Origin of the sequence: Micromonospora sp. NPDC048843, from assembly GCF_040649965.1 — a bacterium.
In the GTDB taxonomy this organism is placed as follows: domain Bacteria; phylum Actinomycetota; class Actinomycetes; order Mycobacteriales; family Micromonosporaceae; genus Micromonospora; species Micromonospora hortensis.
Window position 1 is genome coordinate 12142 of sequence record NZ_JBEZGJ010000073.1, and the last position, 21833, is coordinate 33974.

Here is a 21833-nt window from a genome sequence, read left to right on the forward strand (position 1 = left end):
CCCGCCACTTCTAACTTATACCGCACTGGGGGGCTTGCGGCAAGACCCCGTTTATGACGCAGAATCGTCGGCCGAGGCCAAATTCTGCCGAAATGGAAGTCATGAATTGGATTCCTTGCCTACCTCAGTGTTCGAACTTCCCGACCACCGCGCCCCCAAGGCCGACCCGGCGCTCATCGCCCACGACGAGCGGCACTTCGCGGCCATGGCACAGGGCCTCGCGCAGCTGAGCGCCGAGCTGTCCGACCGTCTGGACACCGCGCGTCGGGCGCCCGGCGGCAAGGGCCGACAGGCCGTCGATCGGGACGAGGAGGTCCGCCGGCTGACCGCCCGCCTGCGCTCGCTGAGCCGCTACGGACTGGACCTGTGTCTCGGCCACGTGGTCGAGGCGGACAACCCCGAGCCCGTGTACGTCGGACGTCGCGGTCTCACCGATAGCACGGGTCGGCGGCTGTTGCTCGACTGGCGCTCACCCGCCGCCGAGCCGTTCTTCGGCGCGACCCATGCCAACCCGATGGGCCTGGTGAGCCGCCGCCGGTACCGCTGGACCCGCGGCCGGATCAGCGACTACTGGGACGAGGTGTTCACCCCGGACGGATTCGTGGGGCACGCCGTCGCGCTCGACGACCAGTCCGCATTCATCGCCAGTCTGGGCAGCGCCCGGTCGGCCCGGATGCGCGACGTGCTCAGCACGATCCAGGCGGACCAGGACGCCATCATCCGGGCGGGGTCGGCCGGCGCCCTCGTGGTCGACGGCGGTCCGGGCACCGGCAAGACCGTCGTCGCCCTGCACCGCACCGCGTACCTGCTCTACTCCGACCCGCGCCTCGGTCAGCGCCGGGGTGGGGTGCTCTTCGTGGGGCCGCACCAGCCCTACCTGGCCTACGTCGCCGACGTCCTGCCCAGCCTCGGAGAGGAGGACGTGCAGACCTGCACCCTGCGCGACCTCGTCGCCGAGGGGGCCACCGCAACCGCCGACACCGACCCGGACGTGGCCCGGCTGAAGTCCTCGGCCGAACTGGTCCAGGCGATCGACGCCGCCGTCCGGTTCTACCAGGACCCACCGACCGCCCCGATGACGGTCCCGGTCGGCGACTCCGACGTCCGCCTGAGTGCCGACGACTGGGCCGACGCGTTCCAGGCGCCAGGCCCGGGCACCCCGCACAACGAGGCGCGCGAGGAGATCTGGGAGGAGTTGCTGACCATCCTCATCGACAGGTACGACGGCGAGGAGTCGGACGACGTGCTCCGCGACTCGCTGCTGCGTAACAGGCAGCTGCGGGCGACTGTCAACAGTGCCTGGCCGTTGCTCGACGCGGCCGATCTGGTGGGTGACCTGTGGTCGGTGCCCGCGTACCTGCGCAGGTGCGCGCCGTGGCTCAGCCCCGAGGAGGTCCGCAAGCTGCAACGCGACGAACCCCGGGCCTGGACCGTGTCCGACCTGCCGCTGCTCGACGCGGCGCGGCAGCGGCTCGGCGACGCGGAGAGGTCGGGGCGCACCCGCCGACGTGACCCGGCCGCCGCCGTCGAACGCGAGCACATGGCCCGGGTCGTCGACGAGCTGCTCGCGGCCGACACCTACGACGACGGCGAGGGCCTGCTGGCGATGCTGCGCCAACCCGACCTGCGCGACGTGCTGGTCGACGATTCCGCGCTGCCGGACGCCGACCCGGACCTGCTGGCCGGCCCGTTCGCGCACATCGTCGTGGACGAGGCGCAGGAGCTGACCGACGCCCAGTGGCAGATGCTGCTGGCGCGCTGCCCGTCGCGCAGCTTCACCATCGTCGGAGACCGCGCCCAGGCCCGGCACGGGTTCACCGAGTCGTGGCAGGAACGCCTCAAGCGGATCGGGCTCGACCGGGTCACACTGACCTCGTTGGGCATCAACTACCGGACGCCAGCGGAGGTCATGGCGCAGGCCGAACCGGTCATCCGGGCCGTGCTCCCCGACGCCAACGTGCCGACCTCCATCCGTGGCAACGGGCTTCCCGTCGTCCACGGATCGGTCGCCGACCTGCTGTCGATCCTCGACACCTGGCTCGCCGCGCACGCCGACGGGATCGCCTGCGTCATCGGCGACCCGACGTTCCCGCCCACTGCCCGGGTCCGGTCACTGAGCCCGGAGCAGGCCAAGGGGCTGGAGTTCGACCTGGTCGTCCTCGTCGACCCGGAAACGTTCGGCACCGGTATCTCGGGGGCGGTCGACCGCTACGTCGCGATGACCCGGGCCACCCAGCAACTAGTGCTCCTGACCAGCGGCTGAGGGGCTTGCCGCACATCGATCGGGGTCTAGTTGCCGAGCGTGACGTGCAGGATCCTCTCGTTGCTGTTGTTCGGGGTGCTGTCCTTGTCACCGACGTTGGTGGTGGTCAGCCACAGCCCTCCGTCGGGAGCCGGCTCCACCGTCCGCAACCGACCGTAGGTGCCACTGAAGTACGTCTGCACGTTCGTCAGGCTGCTGCCGCTGATCACCGCGCGGTACATCCGAGCGCCTCGGGCGCAGGCCACATAGAGCGCGTCGCGCACGATCGTGATGCCGGAGCAGGACCCTTCGGCAGTCGGATAGGTACGTGCCGGCGCGATGAACCCGGCCGTACCGCAGGCGCCGCTGGTGCCCTCGCACGCCGGCCAGCCGTAGTTTCCACCCTTGGTGATCAGGTTGGTCTCGTCCATTACCGAGTTGCCGAACTCCTGCTCCCACAGCCGGCCCTGCGAGTCGAACGCCAGCCCCTGCGGGTTGCGGTGGCCGTAGCTCCACACGTAGTTGCCGAACGGGTTGTCCGAGGGGACGGTGCCGTCCGGGTTGAGTCGCAGGATCTTGCCTTCGAGGCTGGACCGGTCCTGGGCGTAGTTGCCGTTCTGGGCGTCGCCGGTACTGGCGTACAGCTTGCCGTCCGGGCCGAACCGCAGGCGACCACCGTCGTGGTACTTGTTACGCCGAATGCCGCTGAGCAGGACCTGCTCGCTGGCGGTGTTGAGTCGCCCGTTCTCCAGCCTGATCCGGACGATGCGGTTGTCGCTCGGCGAGGTGTGCATGACGTACAGCCAGCGGTCGCTGGAGTAGCTGGCCGAGATGGCGAGCCCCAACAGGCCACCCTCACCGTCGGTGCTCTGCACGTTCGGCACCGTGCCCAGGTTGGTCTTGGCCCCGGTGGTCGGGTTGAGCTGGATGATGTCGTGCGCGTCGCGGCGGTTGTAGAGGACGCTGCCGTCGGGCAACGTCACCAGGCCCCACGGAATGTCGGTGTCGGTGGTGACCTGTCGCACCCCGCACACCGGGTTGGCGCACGCCGCACCGGTGGTCACCGTCGCGGTGCCGCTGCGCGACGAGGCGTTGTCCTGCGCGTCACGAGCCACCACGTAGTACTGGTAGGAGGTGTTCGCCGCCAGACCGCTGTCGGTGAACGTGGTCGCCGGCGGCGCGCCGGTGACAGTTCCCACCTTCGCGCCGGCCCGGTAGATGTCGTACGCCCGCACCCCGATGTTGTCTGTCGACGCGGTCCAGCGCAGCGTCACAGTGGTGCCCGACGCGGTGCCGGTGAGCTGTTGCGGCGCCGTCGGTGGCTGGCTGTCGGCCTGACAGGGCGGCGGAGTGATCGAGACGGTGGCGCTCGCCTGCGACACGTTGCCGGCGGCGTCGCGGGCGTTGACGTACAGGCCCCAGGTAGCCCCGGCCACCACTGTCAGGTTGGTGGAGAGCGTCGTGCCGCTCACCGACGTCATCAGCTGGCCGTCGTGGTAGATGTCGTAGAAGGCCACCGCCACGTTGTCCGTCGAGGCGTTCCACGCGAACGTCACCGAGTTGCAGGTCAGGCCGCTGACCCGTGGGCTACCCGGCGCCGTCGGCGGCTGACTGTCGGTGCTGCCGAGAGATGTCGTCCACCGCTGGTTGGACTGCCCGTTGCAGGTCCAGAGACCGACTGTGGTGCTGTTGGCGGTGCCCGCGCCGGACACGTCCAGGCACAGGCCGGACTGGACCCCGACGATGGTCCCGGAGGTGGTGATCCGCCAGCGTTGGTTGGCGCCGCCGGTGCAGCCGTTGATCTGCGCCGCGGCCGGGGCGGTGGTGTCCTGGCCGACCACGTCCAGGCACATCGTGTCGTCGTAGACCCGCAGCTCACCACTTGAGGTGAAGGTCCACGCCTGGTTGGCCTGGCCGTTGCAGTCGTAGATGTTGATGCCGGCACCTGCGGTTCTGACGTTGCCGACCACGTCCAGGCAACGGCCGCTGGCCACGCCAACGACTGTCGACGGCGCCGCGGCGGCCGCCGGCACACCGACGGCCAGGCTCAGCAGCGTCACCGCCGCCATCGCCACCGGCAACAGCCGCCGCCGTGGGCGTCGTGGGTTTCTCCGCGCGATGACTCGCATCAGTCCTCCAGGCTCAGGGCGTCGACAGGCTCAGGGCATCGACCGGCCCACCCAGACGACCACGCGCCCGACCACGCCGAACAGACACATCGACCATCAAAGATGCGATCGCCGCACATGTCAAACGATGTCCGCCGATCGGGGGCAAAACCACGGATCGGCGTACGCATCGCTCAACTACCCCGCAACGCCTCCCGGACGTACCGACGGGCGTGATGGATCCTGGACTTCAGCGTGCCGATCGGAATACCCAACTGCCCGGCGATCTCCTGATAGTCGAGCTGACACAGGTCGCGGAGCACGAGGGCCGTCGCCAGCTCCGGCCGGTGCGCCTCCAGCCGGTCCAGCGCGTCCAGCAGGTCGAGGCGCGATCCGGCGATGACGCTCGTCGTACGGGGGTCGGCCACCTCGACGGGCAGCAGCGCGCTGGACCGCTCCGCCGCTCGTCGCCGCAGTGACCGGTAGGTCTGGCGGGCGCAGTTGGCGACCACCGTGTGCAACCAGGTGGAGAAGAGCGACCGCCCCTCGAACCGTTGGATGTGCCGGGCCACCTGCAACAACGCGTCCTGCGCCGCCTCCTCCGCGTCCTGCCGACAGGGCAGGAACCGCCCGCACTGCTCCAGCACCCGTGGACCGATCGCGGCCAGCAACGCGTCAAGTGCGGCGCTGTCGCCGGCCGCCGCGCGCCTCGCCAGCTCCTCGGTGTCAGATTCCTTCGCCACCCGCGCTCCCCCGCTCGTGGGCGTCACCGGAGTCCCGGTCCCCGGATAATACGATCGTGTCCATCCCGCCGCAGGTTGGCCGGTACCGCATCGCGCGCCCCGTCGGCGCCGGTGCGTTCGCCACCGTGTGGCTGGCGTACGACGACGAGCTGCACTCGCCGGTGGCGGTGAAGGTGCTCGCCGACAACTGGTCGCAGCGGGCCGACATCCGGGGGCGCTTCCGCCAGGAGGCCCGGTTCATGCGGCAGGTCGACTCCGATCACCTGGTCCGGGTGTTGGACATCGGCGAGCTGCCCGACGGCCGGCCGTACCTGGTGATGACGTACGCCGCCGGCGGCACGCTCGCCGACCGGTTGGGCAGCGGCCCGATGCCGGTGCGCGCGGCGCTGCGGATCGCCGCCGACATCGCCAGGGCGGTGGCGGTCCTGCACGACAGCGGCGTGCTGCACCGCGACCTCAAACCGTCCAACGTGCTGTTCGACCCCACCCCGGCCGGTGACCGGGTGTTGGTCGCCGACCTGGGGCTGGCCAAGACGCTCGCGCACGCGTCCGGGTTCACAGTGGTCGCCGGCACGCCCGCCTACATGGCGCCCGAGCAGCTCGTCCCCGGCGGAGGGATCGACGTGCGCGCCGACGTGTACGCGATCGGCGCGCTGACGCACCACATGCTGACCGGCTCGCCGCCCGGGCAGCGGGTGACGGCGGTACCCCGCGCACCCGCCGCCGTCGAGCGCGCCGTCCGTCGGGCGCTGCATCGCGATCCGGACCGCCGCTGGCCCACAGCCGCCGCGTACGCCGCCGCGTTGGAGGGTCTGCTCGCCAGCCGGCAGTTGGCGGCCCGCCCGCCGCCGCGGCGCATCCGCCGGTTCCTCGCCGCCGTCGGCACAGTGACCGCGACGTTGGTCATGGCCGGATCCGCCACCGCCGCCACCGCGCCGCACGGCTGGACCCGGGTGGCTGACACGACCGGCGCTGTCTCGGTGGCCGTTCCCAACGGCTGGGCGCGGCACCTGCGCGACGGCGGCTGGGACCCGGCGGTGATCGGCCTCGCCGACGGGCGCGGCCCCGGCCTGCTCGTCGGGGCGGATCTCAGCGTCTGGTCCGATGTCGACAGCGCGACGCCGGGGGTCTTCGTGGGAGTGAGCCCCGGGCTGCGCGCAGCGGAGCAGCCGGCGTTGCCCGATCACAGCGGGTGCACGGCCGCCGCAGGCCGGGCGGTCACCGCCGCCGCGTTCAGTGGCACCGTCCGCCACTGGGCGCGATGCGGTGGCGCGCAGACGTCGTTCAGCGAGGTCACACTGGTCGCGGCCACCGGCACCTTCGGCGTGTACGTCCAGGTCAAGCAGACCGACGGCGTCGACCGCACCGACGAGATCCTCGGCACCTTGCGGGTGGACACGTCGAGGGTCACTCAACGCTAGTACCGTTCCCAGTTCCCCGGGAAGTCGACCTTGCGCCACCGACGCGTCTCGGTGCCTCCATCGAGCTTGCGGACAGTGGCCTGCACAGTCTCGCCCACGACCCGATACGAGACGAACGTCATGACCCGGTCGCCGGACGGGCTGGAATTGTCGCCCAGGATGATCGGCCGTGCCTGCCGCTCTCGGCCGTCGTACGAGAGCTGAACCGGCACGAGGGCCTGCCGCCGTGCGGCGTCGGGGTTGCCCAGTTCGACGAGGACGAGCGCGTCCTCGGTCGACGGCGCGTTCGCTGGCTCCTCGGTGACGAACTCGGCATACACCGGCCGCGCCCCGTTCGGCAGGATTCGGCAGGGGATGTCGAAGCCGTTCGACCCGTTCCGGAACACCACGAAGTCGTCGGACTCGCCGCAGAATCTGAGATCGCGGATCACCGCGTTGGGCCAGTCGGTTCGCCTGATCTCGCTCACCGGCGCGGCCGGCCCGGAGGTGCGGGTGGCCGGAGCACCCGGGGTGGCGCTGCGGGTGGCCGGAGCACTCGGGCCGGCGCTGCCGGTCGCCGGAGCGCTCGACACCGACGGGCTCGGCGGGCTCGCGCTGGTGGACGGAGAGCCGGCGGGTCCGGCGTCGCCGCCGACCCGTTTCACCGGTGACGTGCAACCGGCGACGAACGTCAGGGTGAGCATCGCACCGACGAGCAGGTTGCCGCGCATGGGTGGTCCTTCCTCCGCGGGGTCTGTCACAGGGTTCGATGCACCGGTACGGGCGATGGTTCACGCAACCGGGGCGGTACCTCCGCCCACCATCGGTGCACCCGCCCCTCCTCCTCAAGTCGTAAGCGCATTGCCGTCTCACGCCGGATGGCTCGGGGCGATCACTCGAACAGGCTTGTCCCAGGGCATCGGGTGACGCCTTACGGACCTGTTCCGGACACCCGTTCGCCTGGGAAGGCACTGGCAGACAATGCGCCCACTCTCTCTTCTCCCACCCCGTCCCGCGCGGCCTGTCGTCCGACTCGGCGCGGTGCTGGCGACCGCTGTCGTTCTCGCCGTGAGCGCCGCCGGCTGCGGCGCGCCCCCGCAGAATCCCGCACCGCACATCGACGCTCCGGCGGCACCCGCCGCAGCGAGCGGGACGGGTTCCGCCCTGACCGACACCGACGTCAACGCCTGGCTCGACGGCCTGCTGCCAGCCGCGCTCGACCGTACCGGCATCGCGGGAGCCACCGTCGCCGTCGTGAACAACGGCAAGATCCTCACAACCCGGGGGTACGGGTACGCCGACACCGGCGCCGGCGGGAACGCGGCCGTACCTGTCGACCCGGACCGGCACCTGTTCCGGATGGGATCGGTGTCGAAGCTCGTCACCGCCACCGCGGTGCTGCAACTCGTGCAGAGCGGGAAGCTCGACCTCGACACCGACGTCACGACGTACCTCGACTTCGAACTGCCGCTGCGCTACGAGCGGGCCGTCACACTGCGGCACCTGCTGACGCACACCGCCGGCTTCGAGGAGCGGATCGCCGGCCTCATCGGCACCGACGGCGGCGACCTCAACCTCCGCAGGGCCCTGATGACCGACCCACCGGAGCAGATCTACCAGCCGGGCACCGTCCCCGCGTACTCCAACTACAGCAACGCGCTCGCCGGCTACATCGTCGAACGCGTCAGCGGGACGCGCTTCGAGGAGTACGTCCAACGCAACGTCCTGGACCGCGCGGGCATGCCGTCGTCGACCTTCGCGCAGCCCCTCCCGGCGGCGCTGGGCGACCGGATGTCCAACGGGTACGACACCTCCGCCGGGCCTGCCGCGCCGTTCGAGATCGTCGGCACGCCCCCGCCCGGTGCGCTGAGCGCCCCCGCGACGGACATGGCGCGATTCATGCTCGCCCAGCTCGGCGAGCCGGTGGGCTTCGCGCCCCTGCTGGACCAACCGACCCGTGAGCTGATGCAGCGGCCGGCACTCGACGCGACGTCGCTGGGCACGCTGGCCGACGGGCCCCGGATGACCCTCGGATTCTTCGCCGAGGACCGCAACGGCCACCGGATCCTCGGCCATGGCGGCGACACCAAGTACTTCCACTCCCACCTGCAGATCTACCCCGACGACCGGGCCGGCATCTTCCTGTCCCTCAACAGCAACGGCTCCGGCGCCCTCGACAGCCACGAGCTTCGCGAGTCGATAGTGAACGGCTTCGCCGACCGCTACTTCCCTGCCCGCGACGACCAGCCGACCGTCGGCGTGGACCCGGCGACCACCGCCAAGCACGCAGCGCTGGCCGTCGGCACGTACGAGTCCTCGCGAGCGATTCAGAGCAACTTCCTGACGGCGATCGGCCTGGTCGGTCGAACCACCGTCAGCGTCGCCGACGGTGACCGGTTGCTGGTGGAGCCGGGCCCGCTGTCGGACTCCCCCGCCCTCTACGAGGAGGTGGCGCCCTGGGTCTGGCGCGAGGTCGGCGGGCAGCGCACGATCGCCATGCGGGCCACCGACGACCGGGTCGAGGCGATCAGTTTCGACTCCGCGTTCGCGTTGCTACCCGTCGAGTCGGCCCGCGCTTCCACTGTGGCCGTTCCGGTGCTGGCCCTGTCGACAGTCGTGCTGCTGCTCGCCGTCCTGTCCTGGCCGGTCGGCGCGATCGTCCGCCGTCGACTGGGCCGCGCTCCCCGGGAGCGGGCGGGGCGCACCGCGCGGATCCTGAGCCGCCTCGCCGTCGCCGGCACGCTGCTCGCGTTCGCCGGCTGGGTGCTGAGCATCGGCAGCATCATGAGCCTCCAGGACGTTCCCGGGCCCGTCCTGCGCACCATTCAGGTGCTGCAACTGGTCGGACTGCTCGGAGTGCTGCCCGCCGCGGTCCGGCTGGTCGACGACGTGCGACGCCACGTCGGCTGGCGGCGGATCACCGGCAGCGGCCTGATCCTGTTGGCTCTCGCCGGCGCGGGCTGGTTCGCCGTGGAGTTCCACCTGCTCGCGCCTAGCATCTCCTACTGACCCGCCCGACCCGGGACGATCCGGAGCAAGGATGCGCACCCCATGAGGGACCACACGGACACCGATTTCGGCACACGACGACTGACGAAGTGGCTCGACGCCCGGCTCACCCGGCTCGGGGTGACCAAAGTGTTCCCCCGGGACTGCCTGCTGGCCGCGGTGCTGACCGTCCTGACGTTCGTACTGCTCACCTCGCTGTTCTGGTTCGTGGCACCGGAGGACGGGGTGTCGTTCGACAGGGCGCGGGCCTGGCTGCTCGTCGCCATCTGCTGCGCGCAGGCGATGCTGCTGTGCCTGCGTCGGGTCCGGCCCCTGCTCTGCCTCGCGCTCGTCGTCGGCCTCCAACTGCCCATCATCGGCTTCTCCCTGCCCGAGGCGACCATCCGGGGCCTCGCACCGTTCGTCGTGGCGTACACCGTCGGGTCGTTGCTGCCGGTTCGCCGTGCGCTGCTGGCCGTCAGCGCGGTCGTGGTGGTGGAGTCGATCGGGGCGGCCGTCGTGGTGACCCCGGATCTGCTGACGGCCGTCGCGTACGTCTCGGCGAGCGCCCTGACCTACGCCAGCGCGACCTTCGTCGGCGGCTACGTGGCCACCTACCGGCGCTACGTGGAGCTGGTCCGGGTGCGGGCGGACGAGGCGGTCCGGGAGCAGCGCACGAAGGTCCAGGCGGCGATCGGCGCGGAGCGTTCCCGGATGGCCCGGGAGTTGCACGACGTGGCCGCGCACCACCTCTCCGGCATGGTCGTGCAGGCGGCGGCGGTCGAGCGGCTGATCGACCGGGACCCGGCGGCCGCGAAGGCCGGTGTGGCCTGGATCCGCAGTCAGGGCAAGGAGACCCTGGACAACCTGCGCCTGGTCGTCGGTGTGCTGCGCGGCAGGCCCGGGCACGAGGGCGGCGACGGTGCCGCCCCGGTGCCGGGGCTGGGCATGCTCGACGACCTCGTCCGCACCGCGGGCAACCTCGCCGGCCCTGTGGAGTTCGTCCGGGAGGGCGAGCAACGCGAGGTGCCGCCGATCGCCGACGTCGCGCTCTACCGGATCGCGCAGGAGTCGCTCAGCAACGCCCGCCAGCACGCTCCCGGCGCTGCGGCGCGGGTGACGCTCCGCTTCGAGCCCCGCTCGGTGTCGCTGGAGGTGGTGAACGAACCCGCCACGCCGCGACGCGTACCGGCGGCACGGACCGGTGGCGTCGGCCTGGTGGGCATGCGTGAGCGCGCCCAGCTGATCGGGGCGACGTTCACCGCCGGCCCGACGGCGGCAGGCGGCTGGTCGGTCGCCGCGACACTCCCGACGAGCGGCCCCGCCGCGTTCCGTCCGAAGGAAGAGGCCCCCGCATGATCAGAGTGATGCTCGTCGACGACCAGGCCGTCGTCCGGGCCGGCTTCCGCGTCATCCTGGAGCAGTCCGGCGAGATCGAGGTAGTGGCGGAGGCGTCGAGCGGGTCCGCCGCGGTGGAGCTGGCCCGCCGGCTGCAACCGGACGTCATCTGCATGGACGTCCGGATGCCGCACGGCGACGGGCTAACCGCGACCCGGCAGATCGTCGCCGAGGCGACCGGGACGCCACCGGCGGTGCTGGTCGTGACGACCTTCGACCTCGACGAGTACGTCTTCGGCGCGTTGGAGTCCGGCGCCAGCGGCTTCATCCTCAAGGACTGTGAGCCCGAGGAGCTGATCGAGGCGATCCGTCGCCTGGCGAGCGGGTACGGCCTCGTCGACCAGGCCGTCACCCGTCGGGTGATCTCGGAGTTCGCCAGGCGTACGCCCGCTCCCCGCTCGGACGCGGCGGCGGCGCACCAGCTGACCGCGCGGGAGACCGAGATCGTGGAGCTGCTCGCACAGGGCCTGTCGAACGTCGAGATCGCCGAGCGGCTCTTCATCGAGACCAGCACTGTCAAGTCGCACCTCGGGCGGGCCATGGCCAAGATCGGCGCACGGGATCGACTACAGACCGTCGTGTGGGCGTACCAGAACGGGGTGGTCCACCGGTGACAGCGACCCTGGTCCCCTGCCTGGCGGCGGTGGGTCCACCCCCGGTCGAGAGTGGACATTGCCGGAGTACGATCCGGGCGTACCGCTGTGGTGACCTCCAGCTGACGACCCCTCGATAGGAGCCAGGCATGGCCGGCCCGGACCCCGAACTCGCCGCGAAGCTTCAGCCCGACGTGCCGCACGCGGCACGGATCTGGAACTACTGGATGGGCGGCAAGGACAACTTCCAGTCCGACCGGGCGGCCGGCGACGCTGTCGCCGAGGTCTACCCGGAGATCGTCCTGATGGCGCAGCAGTCGCGCGTGTTCCTGGTGCGGGCCGTGCGTTACCTCGCTGCCGAGGCGGGCATCCGGCAGTTCCTGGACATCGGCACCGGCCTGCCCACCATGCAGAACACGCACGCGGTCGCCCAGGGCGTCGCGCCCGACTCGCGGATCGTCTACGTGGACAACGACCCGATGGTGCTGGTGCACGCGCGGGCACTGCTGGCCAGCACGACGTCGGAGGGTGTCACCACCTACGTCCCGGCCGACTACCACGACCCGGAGAAGATCCTCGCCGAGGCGGCGCAGACGCTCGACTTCGACCAGCCGATCGCCGTGATGTACATGGGCGTGATGGGCTACGAGCCCGACCTGGACGTAGTGCGCTCGATCGTCGGACGCACTATGGACGTGATGCCGTCCGGCTCGCACCTGGTGCTCTGGGACGGCACCAACACCAGCCCAGCGGTGGTCTCGGGTGCCGACCGGCTGGCGCAGAGCGGCGGAGTTCCGTACATCCTGCGCAGCCCGGAGGAGCTTGCGAGCTGCTTCGACGGGCTGACGATGGTGGAGCCGGGCCTGGTGCCGATCCCGCTGTGGCGACCGGAGGACTCCGACGCCGTCGGGATCGACGCCTACGGCGCTGTGGCCCGCAAGCCCTGACCGAAACGACGTCCGCCCCGCTCCCGCCATCGCGCCGGAGCGGGGCGGACGTCGTTCACCGCGCGCACGTCAGGGTCAGGCCGTCCGGCACCGCGCTGGTCGTCGCGAGCACACCGAACGTGGTAGCCCCGTCCAGCGCCAGCGTCCCGTTGTAGGAGGCGTTGCGAACTGTGACGTCGGAGCCGACCGTCTCGGCCACCCCACCCCAGGCCGTCTGGACCTGCTCGTCACCGGACCACGTCCAGGAGACGCGCCACTGGTCCAGCGGCAGCGTCCCGGTGTTGCGGACCGTTACCGTCGCGACGAAGCCGCTGCCCCAGCGGGCATCGATCGTGGCCGTGGCACGGCACGAGGCCAGCGAGGCGGTCCGGGCCGAGGCGATCACATAGGGATCGCGTCTTCCGTCGACGTCGGTGAACCGGTACCAGTACTCCGTGTCGGGCGTGAGCCCGTCGATGGTCACCGCACCGTTGCGCTCCGGCCCGGAGACACCCTCGGCGACCGCCGCCCGCCACTGTTGGGCGTCTTCCCGACTGGTGAAGAGGCTGACGGTCATTGGCGGGTCGTAGCCGCAGGGTGGGCGGAAGAAGATGAAGTACGAGACGGTCAGGCTCGTGGTGGTGACCCCGGTGACGCTGGCGCTGATCGGCAGGGCCGGCGGGCAGGCGATCGTGGGCGAGGGCAGTGGTGTGGGCGGGGGCGTCGACTCTGTGGTGCCGCTCGCCCCGCCCCAGACGGCGAGCGTCACTGTCGTAACGGCAAGGAACATGCGAAGCATCGGTACCTCCGGTGGGGACCGGGCACCGATGACCGAGGGGTGGACGGTGCCGCGCTCGGGTTTCCGGTCACCGACGAGGGCCGCCCGGCACGGGTGACGTGGCCACCGCGTGCGCCCCGTGGACCGGAGAAAATGTGGTGCGCGCTGGCTCCCGAGCACGACCGACCACAGCATCGCAGTCGACGAACATCGATGCAAGGCGATCCCGAACCTGTCGGCCCTTCAGTGGGGAGACGAACCGACCCGCACCCGGTCGCTCTCGTTGTCGGAGAGGAAGGCCGCCAGGGCCTGCCCCTGCTCGGTGACGGCGACCCGGTCAGCTCGGGAGAAGCCGCGCAGTGGGTTGACGGTCACCGTTTCCGACTCGACGGTCCAGGTCGCCGCGACCCGGCCGTCGACGAGCACCACGCGCTCGCCGGCCACCGAGAGGCCACGGTGGGCGTCGTCGATGATCCGGCTGCGGTCGTCGTAGCCGAGAATCGCGTTGTCGAACGCCGGCAGGAACCGCACCGGGGCGGGTGTCTCCGGGTCGGGGCGCGGCGCGTCGGGGAGGTCGATCAGCTTCCGGCCACGCTCGTCGCGGAAGGTCACCAACTCGTCCCGCATGGCGTTCACCACGGCCGGCAGTCCGGCGAGGCCGCACCAGGCCCGCAGGTCGGCAGTGGCCGCCGGACCGAACGCGGCCAGATAGCGGCGGACGAGCAGTTGGCCGACGGGATCGGTGTCCGCCGCGGTCGGCGGGGCGATCTCCCGGTCGAGCCACGCGGAGAGCAGGACGTAGCGCGCGCCTCCCTTCGCCCGCCACACACCGCGCGGCGGCACCTGTGTCATCGGGAGCAGCGCGACAGCGATCTCGCCCAGCACCCGCAGCCCCGGCGTCGGCCAGCGCTCGCCGAGCGCCCGCCCGATCTCGGGCATCGAGCGGGGCTCACCGTCGGCCACCACCGCCCGCGCGGCAGCGGCGAGTTCGTCGAGGTCCACTCCGTCGAGCTCGCCGCGGTAGACCCCGAGCACGCGTTGGCGCAGCATGGCGTCGTGACGGGGGCGCCAGGCCACGACGTCGTCGGCGACGAGCAGGTGGACGGTGCGGCGCATGAGGTGGGTACGAACCACGTGTCGCTGGGTCAGCAGGGTCGAGAGCACCGTCGGGTCGAACGAACGCAGCCGCGACCACAGCCCGATGAACGGCTCCTGCGGCTCCTGGGCCTGGAGGCCGCCGAGGTGGGCGACGGCGTCGAGCGGCGGCAGGTCGGCGCGGTCGAGCAGCAGTTGCCGGGCGAGCGTCGCGCGGTTGAGCGCCCGGCTGTCGAGAATGGTCATGGGGTCCTTTCGGCCGGCGTCATTATCTGACCCGGGGCCGACAGTCTGGGTGCCCGACCGTCTCGGGTACGCGCATTCGCCCCGTCCGGTGGCACCGGGCGGGGCGAATGCGAGCGGGTGAACCGATCAGTGCTTACCCACGAAGATGCCGATGCCGTTGGCGACCAGACGCTCCGTACCGTCGGACGGGCTGTTGCGGGCGGTGGCCGCGGCCTGGCCCGGCTCGCGGACGGCGACAGTGCTCGACCCGCCGCCGTCGAGGTTCACGGCGGCGTCCGCGCCGACCGAGCGCATCAGGTCGGCCAGCTCGGCGATCGTGAACCCGGCGCTGGCCGGGGCACGGCCGGCCAGGGCGACCAGGTACACGGTCCGACCGTCGGGGCTGACGCCGGCCGCGCTGCGTACCGCGGCGGTCTTGGTGTCCAGACCGGCCAACGGCGCGCCGTCGCGCAGGATCGGCGCGCCACCGACCGCGAAGGTCAGCTTCGGCTTGCCGGCGGACTCGAGCTTCTCGCGCACCTGCACCCGGTCACCGACGGCGAGGTCGTCGAGTGCGTCCGCGCCGCCCTCGCGCCCGACCAGCACCTGGGTGTCGGCCGGGATCGCGCCCGCACCGGGCGTCGGGCCGACCGCTGTCACCACGCCGTCGCGTACTGTCACCTCGTAGGTGTGGGTGCTGCACGGGTCGCTGCGGCTCGTGTCGGTGCCGCAGGTGGACCGGACCCGGGAGGCGGTCCCCCAGTCGGCGGTGAACAGGCCGACGCCGTCGACCGGGAGCGCGTACTGGTTGAGGCCGCCCAGCGCGATAGTGCCCTTCCTGCTGCGCACCTCGCCGTCCAGGCTCACCGTGTCGACGCGTGCCTTGCCGTTCACGCCGACGCCGAACACGTCCCGGGTCGAGGTGCCGGGGGCCAGGCCGGGGCCGAAACGCTGCGCGGTCGGCACCGCGAACTTCAGCTCCTCGCCGTCGGCGATCTCCGGGCCGGACGACGAGTAGGTGGGCGTGACGCCGGTGTGGGTCTCACTGTTGTTGAAGAAGTCCCCGTTGACGCCGGCGATGGCGCCCTGGTCGTTCGTCATGGCGGAGACGACCTGGCGCTGCGCGACAGCGGCGGGGTGCAGCAGGTCCAGGGAGACCTTGTTCTTCTTCAGGTCGGCGGTGAGCAGATAACCGACGGTGACGCCCCGGGGCGTGGACACCTCGAACGAGCCGTACGTGACGCCGGGGGCGAGTTGCGCGGTCGAGGTGATGGTGATCGGGGTGCCCGTCGCGGGTACCGTGGCGGTCGCGGCGTGGGCGACGCCGGTCGGCGTGACGAGCGCGGTGAGTCCCGCCGCGAGCAGCAGCGCCAGACGTGGGCGTACGAGGTGCGGTGACCTCATTGCCGCTCCTTTCCTGGTGCGTTCCTGGCCTGGGCCGGGATGGCCGAGCCGGGCCGGCGGTTGACCGGACCGGCGATGATCTTCCTGGTCAGCCGATCACTCGGGGGTGAACACGGGAGGCTGCGGACGTGAACCGCCCGCACCGTCTTGATCAACTGCCGGAGTGGCCGGAGCAGGCCGGCGTGTCCCCTGGGGTGCCAAAAAGTTTTGTGCACTTCCTACAACTGAGGGACGGTGGGTTCGGTGGTTGCGCCATAGCGCTGGCCGCCGCCACGCGGAAAGGTGATCACTGCTGGGAGGCCGTCGTCTCCCGGCACGCAGGTCGAGGTCTAGCTAAGGGGTTCTTCGGGTGTTCAACCGTGTCGCCATCGTCAACCGTGGTGAAGCCGCCATGCGGCTCATCCACGCGGTCCGCGAGCTGGCCGCGGAGACCGGCATCCAGCTCGAAACCGTGGCTCTCTACACCGATGTCGACCGCAACGCCACATTCGTCCGCGAAGCGGACATCGCCTACGACCTCGGCCCGGCGTCCGCCCGCCCGTACCTCAACCTGGCGGTGCTGGAGCGCGCCCTGACCGAGACCGGTGCCGACGCCGCGTGGGTCGGCTGGGGCTTCGTCGCCGAGGACCCGGCGTTCGCCGAGCTGTGCGAGAAGATCGGCGTCACCTTCGTCGGGCCGAGCGCTGACGCCATGCGCCAACTCGGCGACAAGATCGGCTCGAAGCTGATCGCCGAGAAGGTCGGTGTGCCGGTCGCGCCGTGGAGCCGCGGCGCCGTCGAGACCCTCGCCGCCGCCCAGGCCTCGGCAGCCGAGGTCGGCTACCCGCTGATGCTGAAGGCGACCGCCGGCGGCGGCGGTCGCGGCATCCGCGTGATCAGGAACGAGGCCGAGCTGGTCGACGCGTACGAGCGCACCAGCCAGGAGGCGGCACGGGCGTTCGGCAGCGGCATCGTGTTCCTGGAGCGCCTGGTCACCGGTGCCCGGCACGTCGAGGTCCAGGTGATCGCCGACGGACAGGGCACCGCGTGGGCGCTCGGCGTCCGCGACTGCTCGGTGCAACGGCGCAACCAGAAGGTCATCGAGGAGTCGGCGTCGCCGGTGCTCGACCCGGCGCAGGCCGCCGAACTGAAGACGTCGGCCGAGCGGCTGGCCGTGGCTGTCGGTTACCGCGGCGCGGCGACGGTCGAGTTCCTCTACCACCCCGGGGACCGGCTGTTCGCGTTCCTGGAGGTCAACACCCGCCTCCAGGTCGAGCACCCGATCACCGAGCTGACCACAGGGTTCGACCTGGTAAAGGCGCAGCTGCACGTCGCTGCCGGCGGGCGACTCGAAGGTGCGCCGCCGGCCGAGCGCGGGCACGCCATCGAGGCGCGGCTCAACGCCGAGGACCCCGACCGCGACTTCGCGCCGTCCCCCGGCCGCATCGCCCGGCTGGACCTGCCCAGTGGCCCCGGCATCCGGGTGGACACCGGCGTCAGCGAGGGTGACACCATCCCGGCCGACTTCGACTCGATGATCGCGAAGATCATCGCGTACGGCCGTGACCGCGACGAGGCGCTCGGCAAGCTGCGCCGGGCGATGGCGAACACCACGGTGATCATCGAAGGCGGGGCGACGAACAAGAGCTTCGTGCTCGACCTGCTCGACCAGCCCGAGGTGATCGACGCCAGCGCGGACACCGGCTGGATCGACCGCGTCCGCGGCGAGGGCCGCCTCGTCACCCACCGCCACTCCGCTGTCGCCCTGGCCGCCGCCGCCATCGAGGCGTACGAGGAGGAGGAGCGCGTCGAACGGCAGCGGCTGCTGTCGACAGCGGCCGGTGGGCGCCCGCAGGTACAGCACGCCAGCGGCCGGCCGTTGGACCTCAAGCTGCGTGGCGTCGGCTACCGCACCCGGGTGGCGCGGGTCGGCGCGCACAGGTTCCGGGTCGGCATCGAGACCGGGCCCGTCGTGCGCACCGCCGACGTCGAACTCGACCGCTTCGACAGGCACACCGGTCAGATCGTCGTCAACGGCATCCGCTACCGCCTGCTCACCGGCACGTACGGGCCGACCCACCTGGTCGAGGTGGACGGCGTGACGCACCGGGTCAGCCGGGACGAGGGTGGTGTCCTGCGCTCCCCGATGCCCGCGCTTGTCGTCGCCACGCCGCTGGAGGTCGGCGCGGAGGTCGAGGCGGGCGCGCCGGTGCTGGTGCTCGAAGCGATGAAGATGGAGACGGTGCTGCGGGCGCCGTTCAAGGCGCGGCTCAAGGAGTGCGCCGTGTCGGTGGGCAGCCAGGTGGAGGCAGGTGCGCCGCTGCTGCGCCTCGAGCCGCTCGCGGACGACGCCGAGGAGACCACCGACGACCCGAGCACCGAGACCGTCGAACTGGACCTGCCCACCGCCGACGCGGACATCCCGGCGTACGAGCGCAGCAGGCGCGGCCAGGAGGACCTGCGGGGTCTGCTGCTCGGCTTCGACGTCGACCCGCACGACGACCGCCGGGTGCTCGACGACTACCTCACCGCGCGGCGGACGGCCACCGAAGCCGGTCAGCGGCCCCTGGCCGCCGAACTCGACCTCATCGAGGTGTTCGCCGATCTCGCCGAGCTGAGCCGCAACCGGCCGACGGGCGAGGACGGCGGCGCCGCGCACGTGCACAGCGCCCGGGAGTACTTCCACACCTACCTGCAGAGCCTCGACGTCGAGCGGGCCGGGCTGCCGGACGCCTTCCAGACCAGGCTCGGCAAGGCTCTCGGCCGGTACGGCGTCACCGACCTGGACCGCACCCCCGCCCTCGAAGCCGCCGTCTTCCGGATCTTCCTCGCCCAGCAGCGCGCCTCCGCGGACGCGCAGGTCATCGCGGCGCTGCTGCGCGCGTGGCTGCGGGAGACTCCGCCGGACGAGACGCTGCGCGAGCCGGCCGGCCTCGCGCTGGAGCGGCTGATCGCCGCGACGCAGGTCCGTTTCCCAGTGGTCGCGGACCTCGCCCGCGGCGTGGTGTTCGCCTGGTTCGCCCAGCCGCTGCTGCGCCGCAACCGCGCCCGCGTCTACGCCGAGGTCCGTGGGCACCTGCGGCACCTCGACGCGCAGCCGGACGCGCCGGACCGCGCCGAGCGCATCGCCGAGATGGTGCGCAGCACCGAGCCGCTGGTCCGGCTGCTCGGCCAGCGGCTCGTCCGCGACCACCTCGACAACGCGGTCATGTTGGAGGTGCTGACCCGGCGGTACTACGGCAACCGGTCGCTCACCAGCGTGCGTACCCGCGAGGTGGCCGGCTGCACGTTCGTGGTCGCCGAGCGCGCCGACTCCAGCGTGGTCTCCGCCGCGGTCAGCTTCGACGCGCTGGGCAGCGCCCTGCGTGGGTTGGCCGAGCTGGCCACCGGCGAGGACGCCGTGGACGCCGACATCTACCTCGGCTGGGAGAACCAGCCGGAGGACTTCGACGCGATGGCGGCCGTGCTGGCCGAGGTCATCGCCGCGCACCCGCTGCCGCCCCAGGTCCGTCGGGTCACCACCACCGTCGCGGGTCGTGGCGGGGCGGTGATGCACCACCACTTCACCTTCCGCCCGTCGGGCGCCCAGTTGACCGAGGACCGGCTGATCCGTGGGCTGCACCCGTACATCGCGCAGAGGATGCAGCTGGAGCGGCTGCACAAGTTCGACCTGACCCGGCTGCCGTCGTCGGACGAGGAGGTCTACCTCTTCCAGTGCGTGGCCCGGGAGAACCGCGCCGACGAGCGCCTTGTCGCGTTCGCGCAGGTGCGTGACCTGACCGAGCTTCGCGAGCAGGACGGCCGTCTGGTCGCGCTGCCGACGACCGAGGACGCCATCGCCGCCTGCCTCGACTCGATCCGCCGCGCCCAGTCGCGGCGGCCGTCGAAGACGCGCTTCAACACCAACCGCATCGTGGTCTACGTGTGGCCGCCGAGCGAGCTGACCCGCGAGGAAATGGAGATGATCGCCGGGCGGGTCCGCCCGACGACAGCGGGCGCCGGCCTGGAGGAGATCCTGTTCATCGCGCGCCAGCGCGACCGCCGGACCGGCGAGCTGACCAAGATCGCCGTACGGATCTCGTTCGACGCCGCGGGCGGCGCCGAACTGGCCGTCGGGGAGCCGCCGGTCGAGCCGATCGAGCCGCTCGACGAGTACCGGCTCAAGGTGCTGCGGGCCAGCAGCCGCAACACCGTGTACCCGTACGAGCTGACCGGCCGGCTCGGCGACTTCGTCGAGCACGACCTCGACGCCGGCCACGCGTTGGTGCCGGTGGACCGGCCGAAGGGGCGCAACAGCGCCGCCATCGTCGCCGGCGTCGTCACGACGCCGACCGAGCGCTACCCCCAGGGTGTCACCCGGGTGGTGCTGCTCGGCGACCCGACGAAGTCGCTGGGCGCCCTGTCGGAGCCGGAGTGCCGGCGCGTGATCGCCGCACTGGACCTGGCCGAGCGGATGCAGGTGCCGCTGGAGTGGTGGGCGCTGTCCGCCGGGGCCCGGATCTCGATGACCTCCGGTACTGAGAACATGGACTGGGTGGCCGCGGCGCTCAAGCGGATCGTCGAGTTCACGCAGGCCGGCGGTGAGATCAACATCGTGGTCGCCGGCATCAACGTCGGTGCGCAGCCGTACTGGAACGCCGAGGCGACGATGCTCATGCACACCAAGGGCATCCTGGTGATGACGCCCGACTCGGCTATGGTGCTCACCGGCAAGCAGTCGCTCGACTTCTCCGGTGGAGTGTCCGCTGAGGACAACTTCGGCATCGGCGGCTACGACCGGGTGATGGGGCCGAACGGGCAGGCGCAGTACTGGGCGCCGAACCTGACGGCCGCACGGGACGTGGTGATGGCGCACTACGACCACACGTACGTCGCGCCCGGCGAGGACGCGCCCCGGCGCGCGGTCACCACCGACCCGACCGACCGCGACATCTCCGGCTTCCCGCACGACGTGGCGGGCAGCACCTTCGCCACCGTCGGAGAGATCTTCTCCGTCGAGTCCAACCCCGACCGCAAGAAGCCGTTCGACATCCGAACGGTGATGCGGGCCCTCTCCGACCAGGACCACCCGGTGCTGGAGCGCTGGGCCGGCATGGCGGACGCGGACACCGCCGTCGTGCAGGACGTCCACCTCGGTGGCATCCCGGTCTGCCTGCTCGGCATCGAGTCCCGGTCGGTGCCCCGGCACGGCTTCCCGCCCACCGACGGGCCGGACACCTACACGGCGGGCACGCTGTTCCCTCGCTCGTCGAAGAAGGCCGCGCGGGCGATCAACGCGGCCAGCGGCAACCGGCCGCTCGTCGTGCTGGCCAACCTGTCCGGCTTCGACGGCTCACCGGAGTCGATGCGCAAGCTGCAACTCGAGTACGGCGCCGAGATCGGCCGGGCGATCGTCAACTTCCGGGGGCCCATCGTCTTCTGCGTGATCTCGCGCTACCACGGCGGTGCGTTCGTGGTGTTCTCGAAGGCGCTGAACCCGAACATGACGGTGCTGGCGCTGGAGGGCTCGTTCGCCTCGGTGCTGGGTGGCGCACCCGCCGCCGCCGTGGTGTTCTCCGCCGACGTCAACGCTCGTACGGCTGCCGACTCGCGGGTGCGGGACCTGGAGGCCCGCACCGCCGCCTCGGCCGGCACCGAACGCGCCGCGCTGACAGCGGAGCTCGACGAGCTGCGTTCGTCGGTGCGCGCTGAGAAACTCAGCGAGGTGGCCGCGGAGTTCGACAGGGTGCACAACATCCACCGCGCCGTCGAGGTCGGGTCGGTGGACGCCGTCATCCGCGCCGCCGAGCTGCGTCCGCGCATCATCGAGACCATCGAGGCCCGCCTGGGATGACGCCAGGGTGGCGCTGACCAGGGGCCCGCCTGTTCAGGCTGGTCCCTGGTCGATCACCGCGAATCCGACGACGTCGCTGTCGCCCTCCTGGACGTGTACCCCGTTGAGCGAGTTGAAGGCG

At 71.4% G+C, this 21833-nt stretch carries 13 protein-coding genes; 7 read left to right on the forward strand and 6 right to left on the reverse strand.

Translation table 11 applies throughout. The features are described from left to right. Positions 1-127: 127 nt before the first annotated feature. Positions 128-2263, forward strand: coding sequence for an RNA polymerase recycling motor ATPase HelR (helR, locus tag AB0C20_RS18300; RefSeq protein WP_357568387.1), 2136 nt, complete (start codon positions 128-130; stop codon positions 2261-2263). 26 nt (positions 2264-2289) lie between these two features. Here helR and AB0C20_RS18305 read toward each other — a convergent pair whose 3' ends face one another. Together AB0C20_RS18305 and AB0C20_RS18310 are read right to left on the reverse strand one after the other, a co-directional pair. Next, a complete protein-coding gene (locus AB0C20_RS18305) occupies positions 2290-4371 on the reverse strand; it encodes a PQQ-dependent sugar dehydrogenase (RefSeq protein ID WP_357568388.1) in 2082 nt (693 codons plus the stop codon). Positions 4372-4544: 173 nt separating this feature from the next. Further along, positions 4545-5093: an RNA polymerase sigma factor gene (locus AB0C20_RS18310; protein WP_357189590.1), complete on the reverse strand. Its 549-nt coding sequence runs from the start codon at positions 5091-5093 to the stop codon at positions 4545-4547. A 56-nt stretch (positions 5094-5149) separates the two neighbouring features. Here AB0C20_RS18310 and AB0C20_RS18315 point away from each other — a divergent pair, with 56 nt between their 5' ends. Continuing rightward, a complete protein-coding gene (locus AB0C20_RS18315; RefSeq protein WP_357568389.1) occupies positions 5150-6514 on the forward strand; it encodes a serine/threonine-protein kinase in 1365 nt (454 codons plus the stop codon). Here the strand turns inward: AB0C20_RS18315 and AB0C20_RS18320 are convergent. Then, entirely contained in the window at positions 6511-7224 is a 714-nt protein-coding gene (locus tag AB0C20_RS18320) for a hypothetical protein (protein WP_357189586.1), read from the reverse strand. The two genes, AB0C20_RS18315 and AB0C20_RS18320, sit on opposite strands and share 4 nt — an antisense overlap. Before the next feature lie 310 nt (positions 7225-7534). On the opposite strand from AB0C20_RS18320, the gene AB0C20_RS18325 reads away from it, so the two are divergent. The 4 genes from AB0C20_RS18325 (at position 7535) to AB0C20_RS18340 (ending at position 12419) form a co-directional block, all read left to right on the forward strand. Next, a complete protein-coding gene (locus AB0C20_RS18325; RefSeq protein ID WP_357568390.1) occupies positions 7535-9502 on the forward strand; it encodes a serine hydrolase domain-containing protein in 1968 nt (655 codons plus the stop codon). A gap of 42 nt (positions 9503-9544) precedes the next feature. After that, a complete protein-coding gene (locus AB0C20_RS18330) occupies positions 9545-10840 on the forward strand; it encodes a histidine kinase (RefSeq protein WP_357568391.1) in 1296 nt (431 codons plus the stop codon). After that, positions 10837-11493: a response regulator transcription factor gene (locus tag AB0C20_RS18335; RefSeq protein WP_357189580.1), complete on the forward strand. Its 657-nt coding sequence runs from the start codon at positions 10837-10839 to the stop codon at positions 11491-11493. Before AB0C20_RS18330 ends, AB0C20_RS18335 begins: the two co-directional genes overlap by 4 nt. 128 nt (positions 11494-11621) lie before the next feature. Further along, positions 11622-12419: an SAM-dependent methyltransferase gene (locus AB0C20_RS18340; protein WP_357189578.1), complete on the forward strand. Its 798-nt coding sequence runs from the start codon at positions 11622-11624 to the stop codon at positions 12417-12419. Between the two features lie 55 nt (positions 12420-12474). Here AB0C20_RS18340 and AB0C20_RS18345 read toward each other — a convergent pair whose 3' ends face one another. From AB0C20_RS18345 to AB0C20_RS18355, 3 genes are all read right to left on the reverse strand, one after another. Further along, the gene (locus AB0C20_RS18345; RefSeq protein WP_357568392.1) at positions 12475-13197 is read right to left on the reverse strand and encodes a cellulose binding domain-containing protein; all 723 of its coding nucleotides are present in this window, start codon (positions 13195-13197) and stop codon (positions 12475-12477) included. 222 nt (positions 13198-13419) lie between these two features. Continuing rightward, the gene (locus tag AB0C20_RS18350; RefSeq protein ID WP_357189574.1) at positions 13420-14517 is read right to left on the reverse strand and encodes a winged helix DNA-binding domain-containing protein; all 1098 of its coding nucleotides are present in this window, start codon (positions 14515-14517) and stop codon (positions 13420-13422) included. Positions 14518-14643: 126 nt separating this feature from the next. After that, positions 14644-15900: a phosphodiester glycosidase family protein gene (locus tag AB0C20_RS18355; protein WP_357568393.1), complete on the reverse strand. Its 1257-nt coding sequence runs from the start codon at positions 15898-15900 to the stop codon at positions 14644-14646. A 349-nt stretch (positions 15901-16249) separates the two neighbouring features. Between AB0C20_RS18355 and AB0C20_RS18360 the strand changes: the two genes are divergently transcribed. Continuing rightward, a complete protein-coding gene (locus AB0C20_RS18360) occupies positions 16250-21712 on the forward strand; it encodes a carboxyl transferase domain-containing protein (protein ID WP_357189568.1) in 5463 nt (1820 codons plus the stop codon). The last annotated feature ends 121 nt before the right edge of the window (positions 21713-21833 follow it).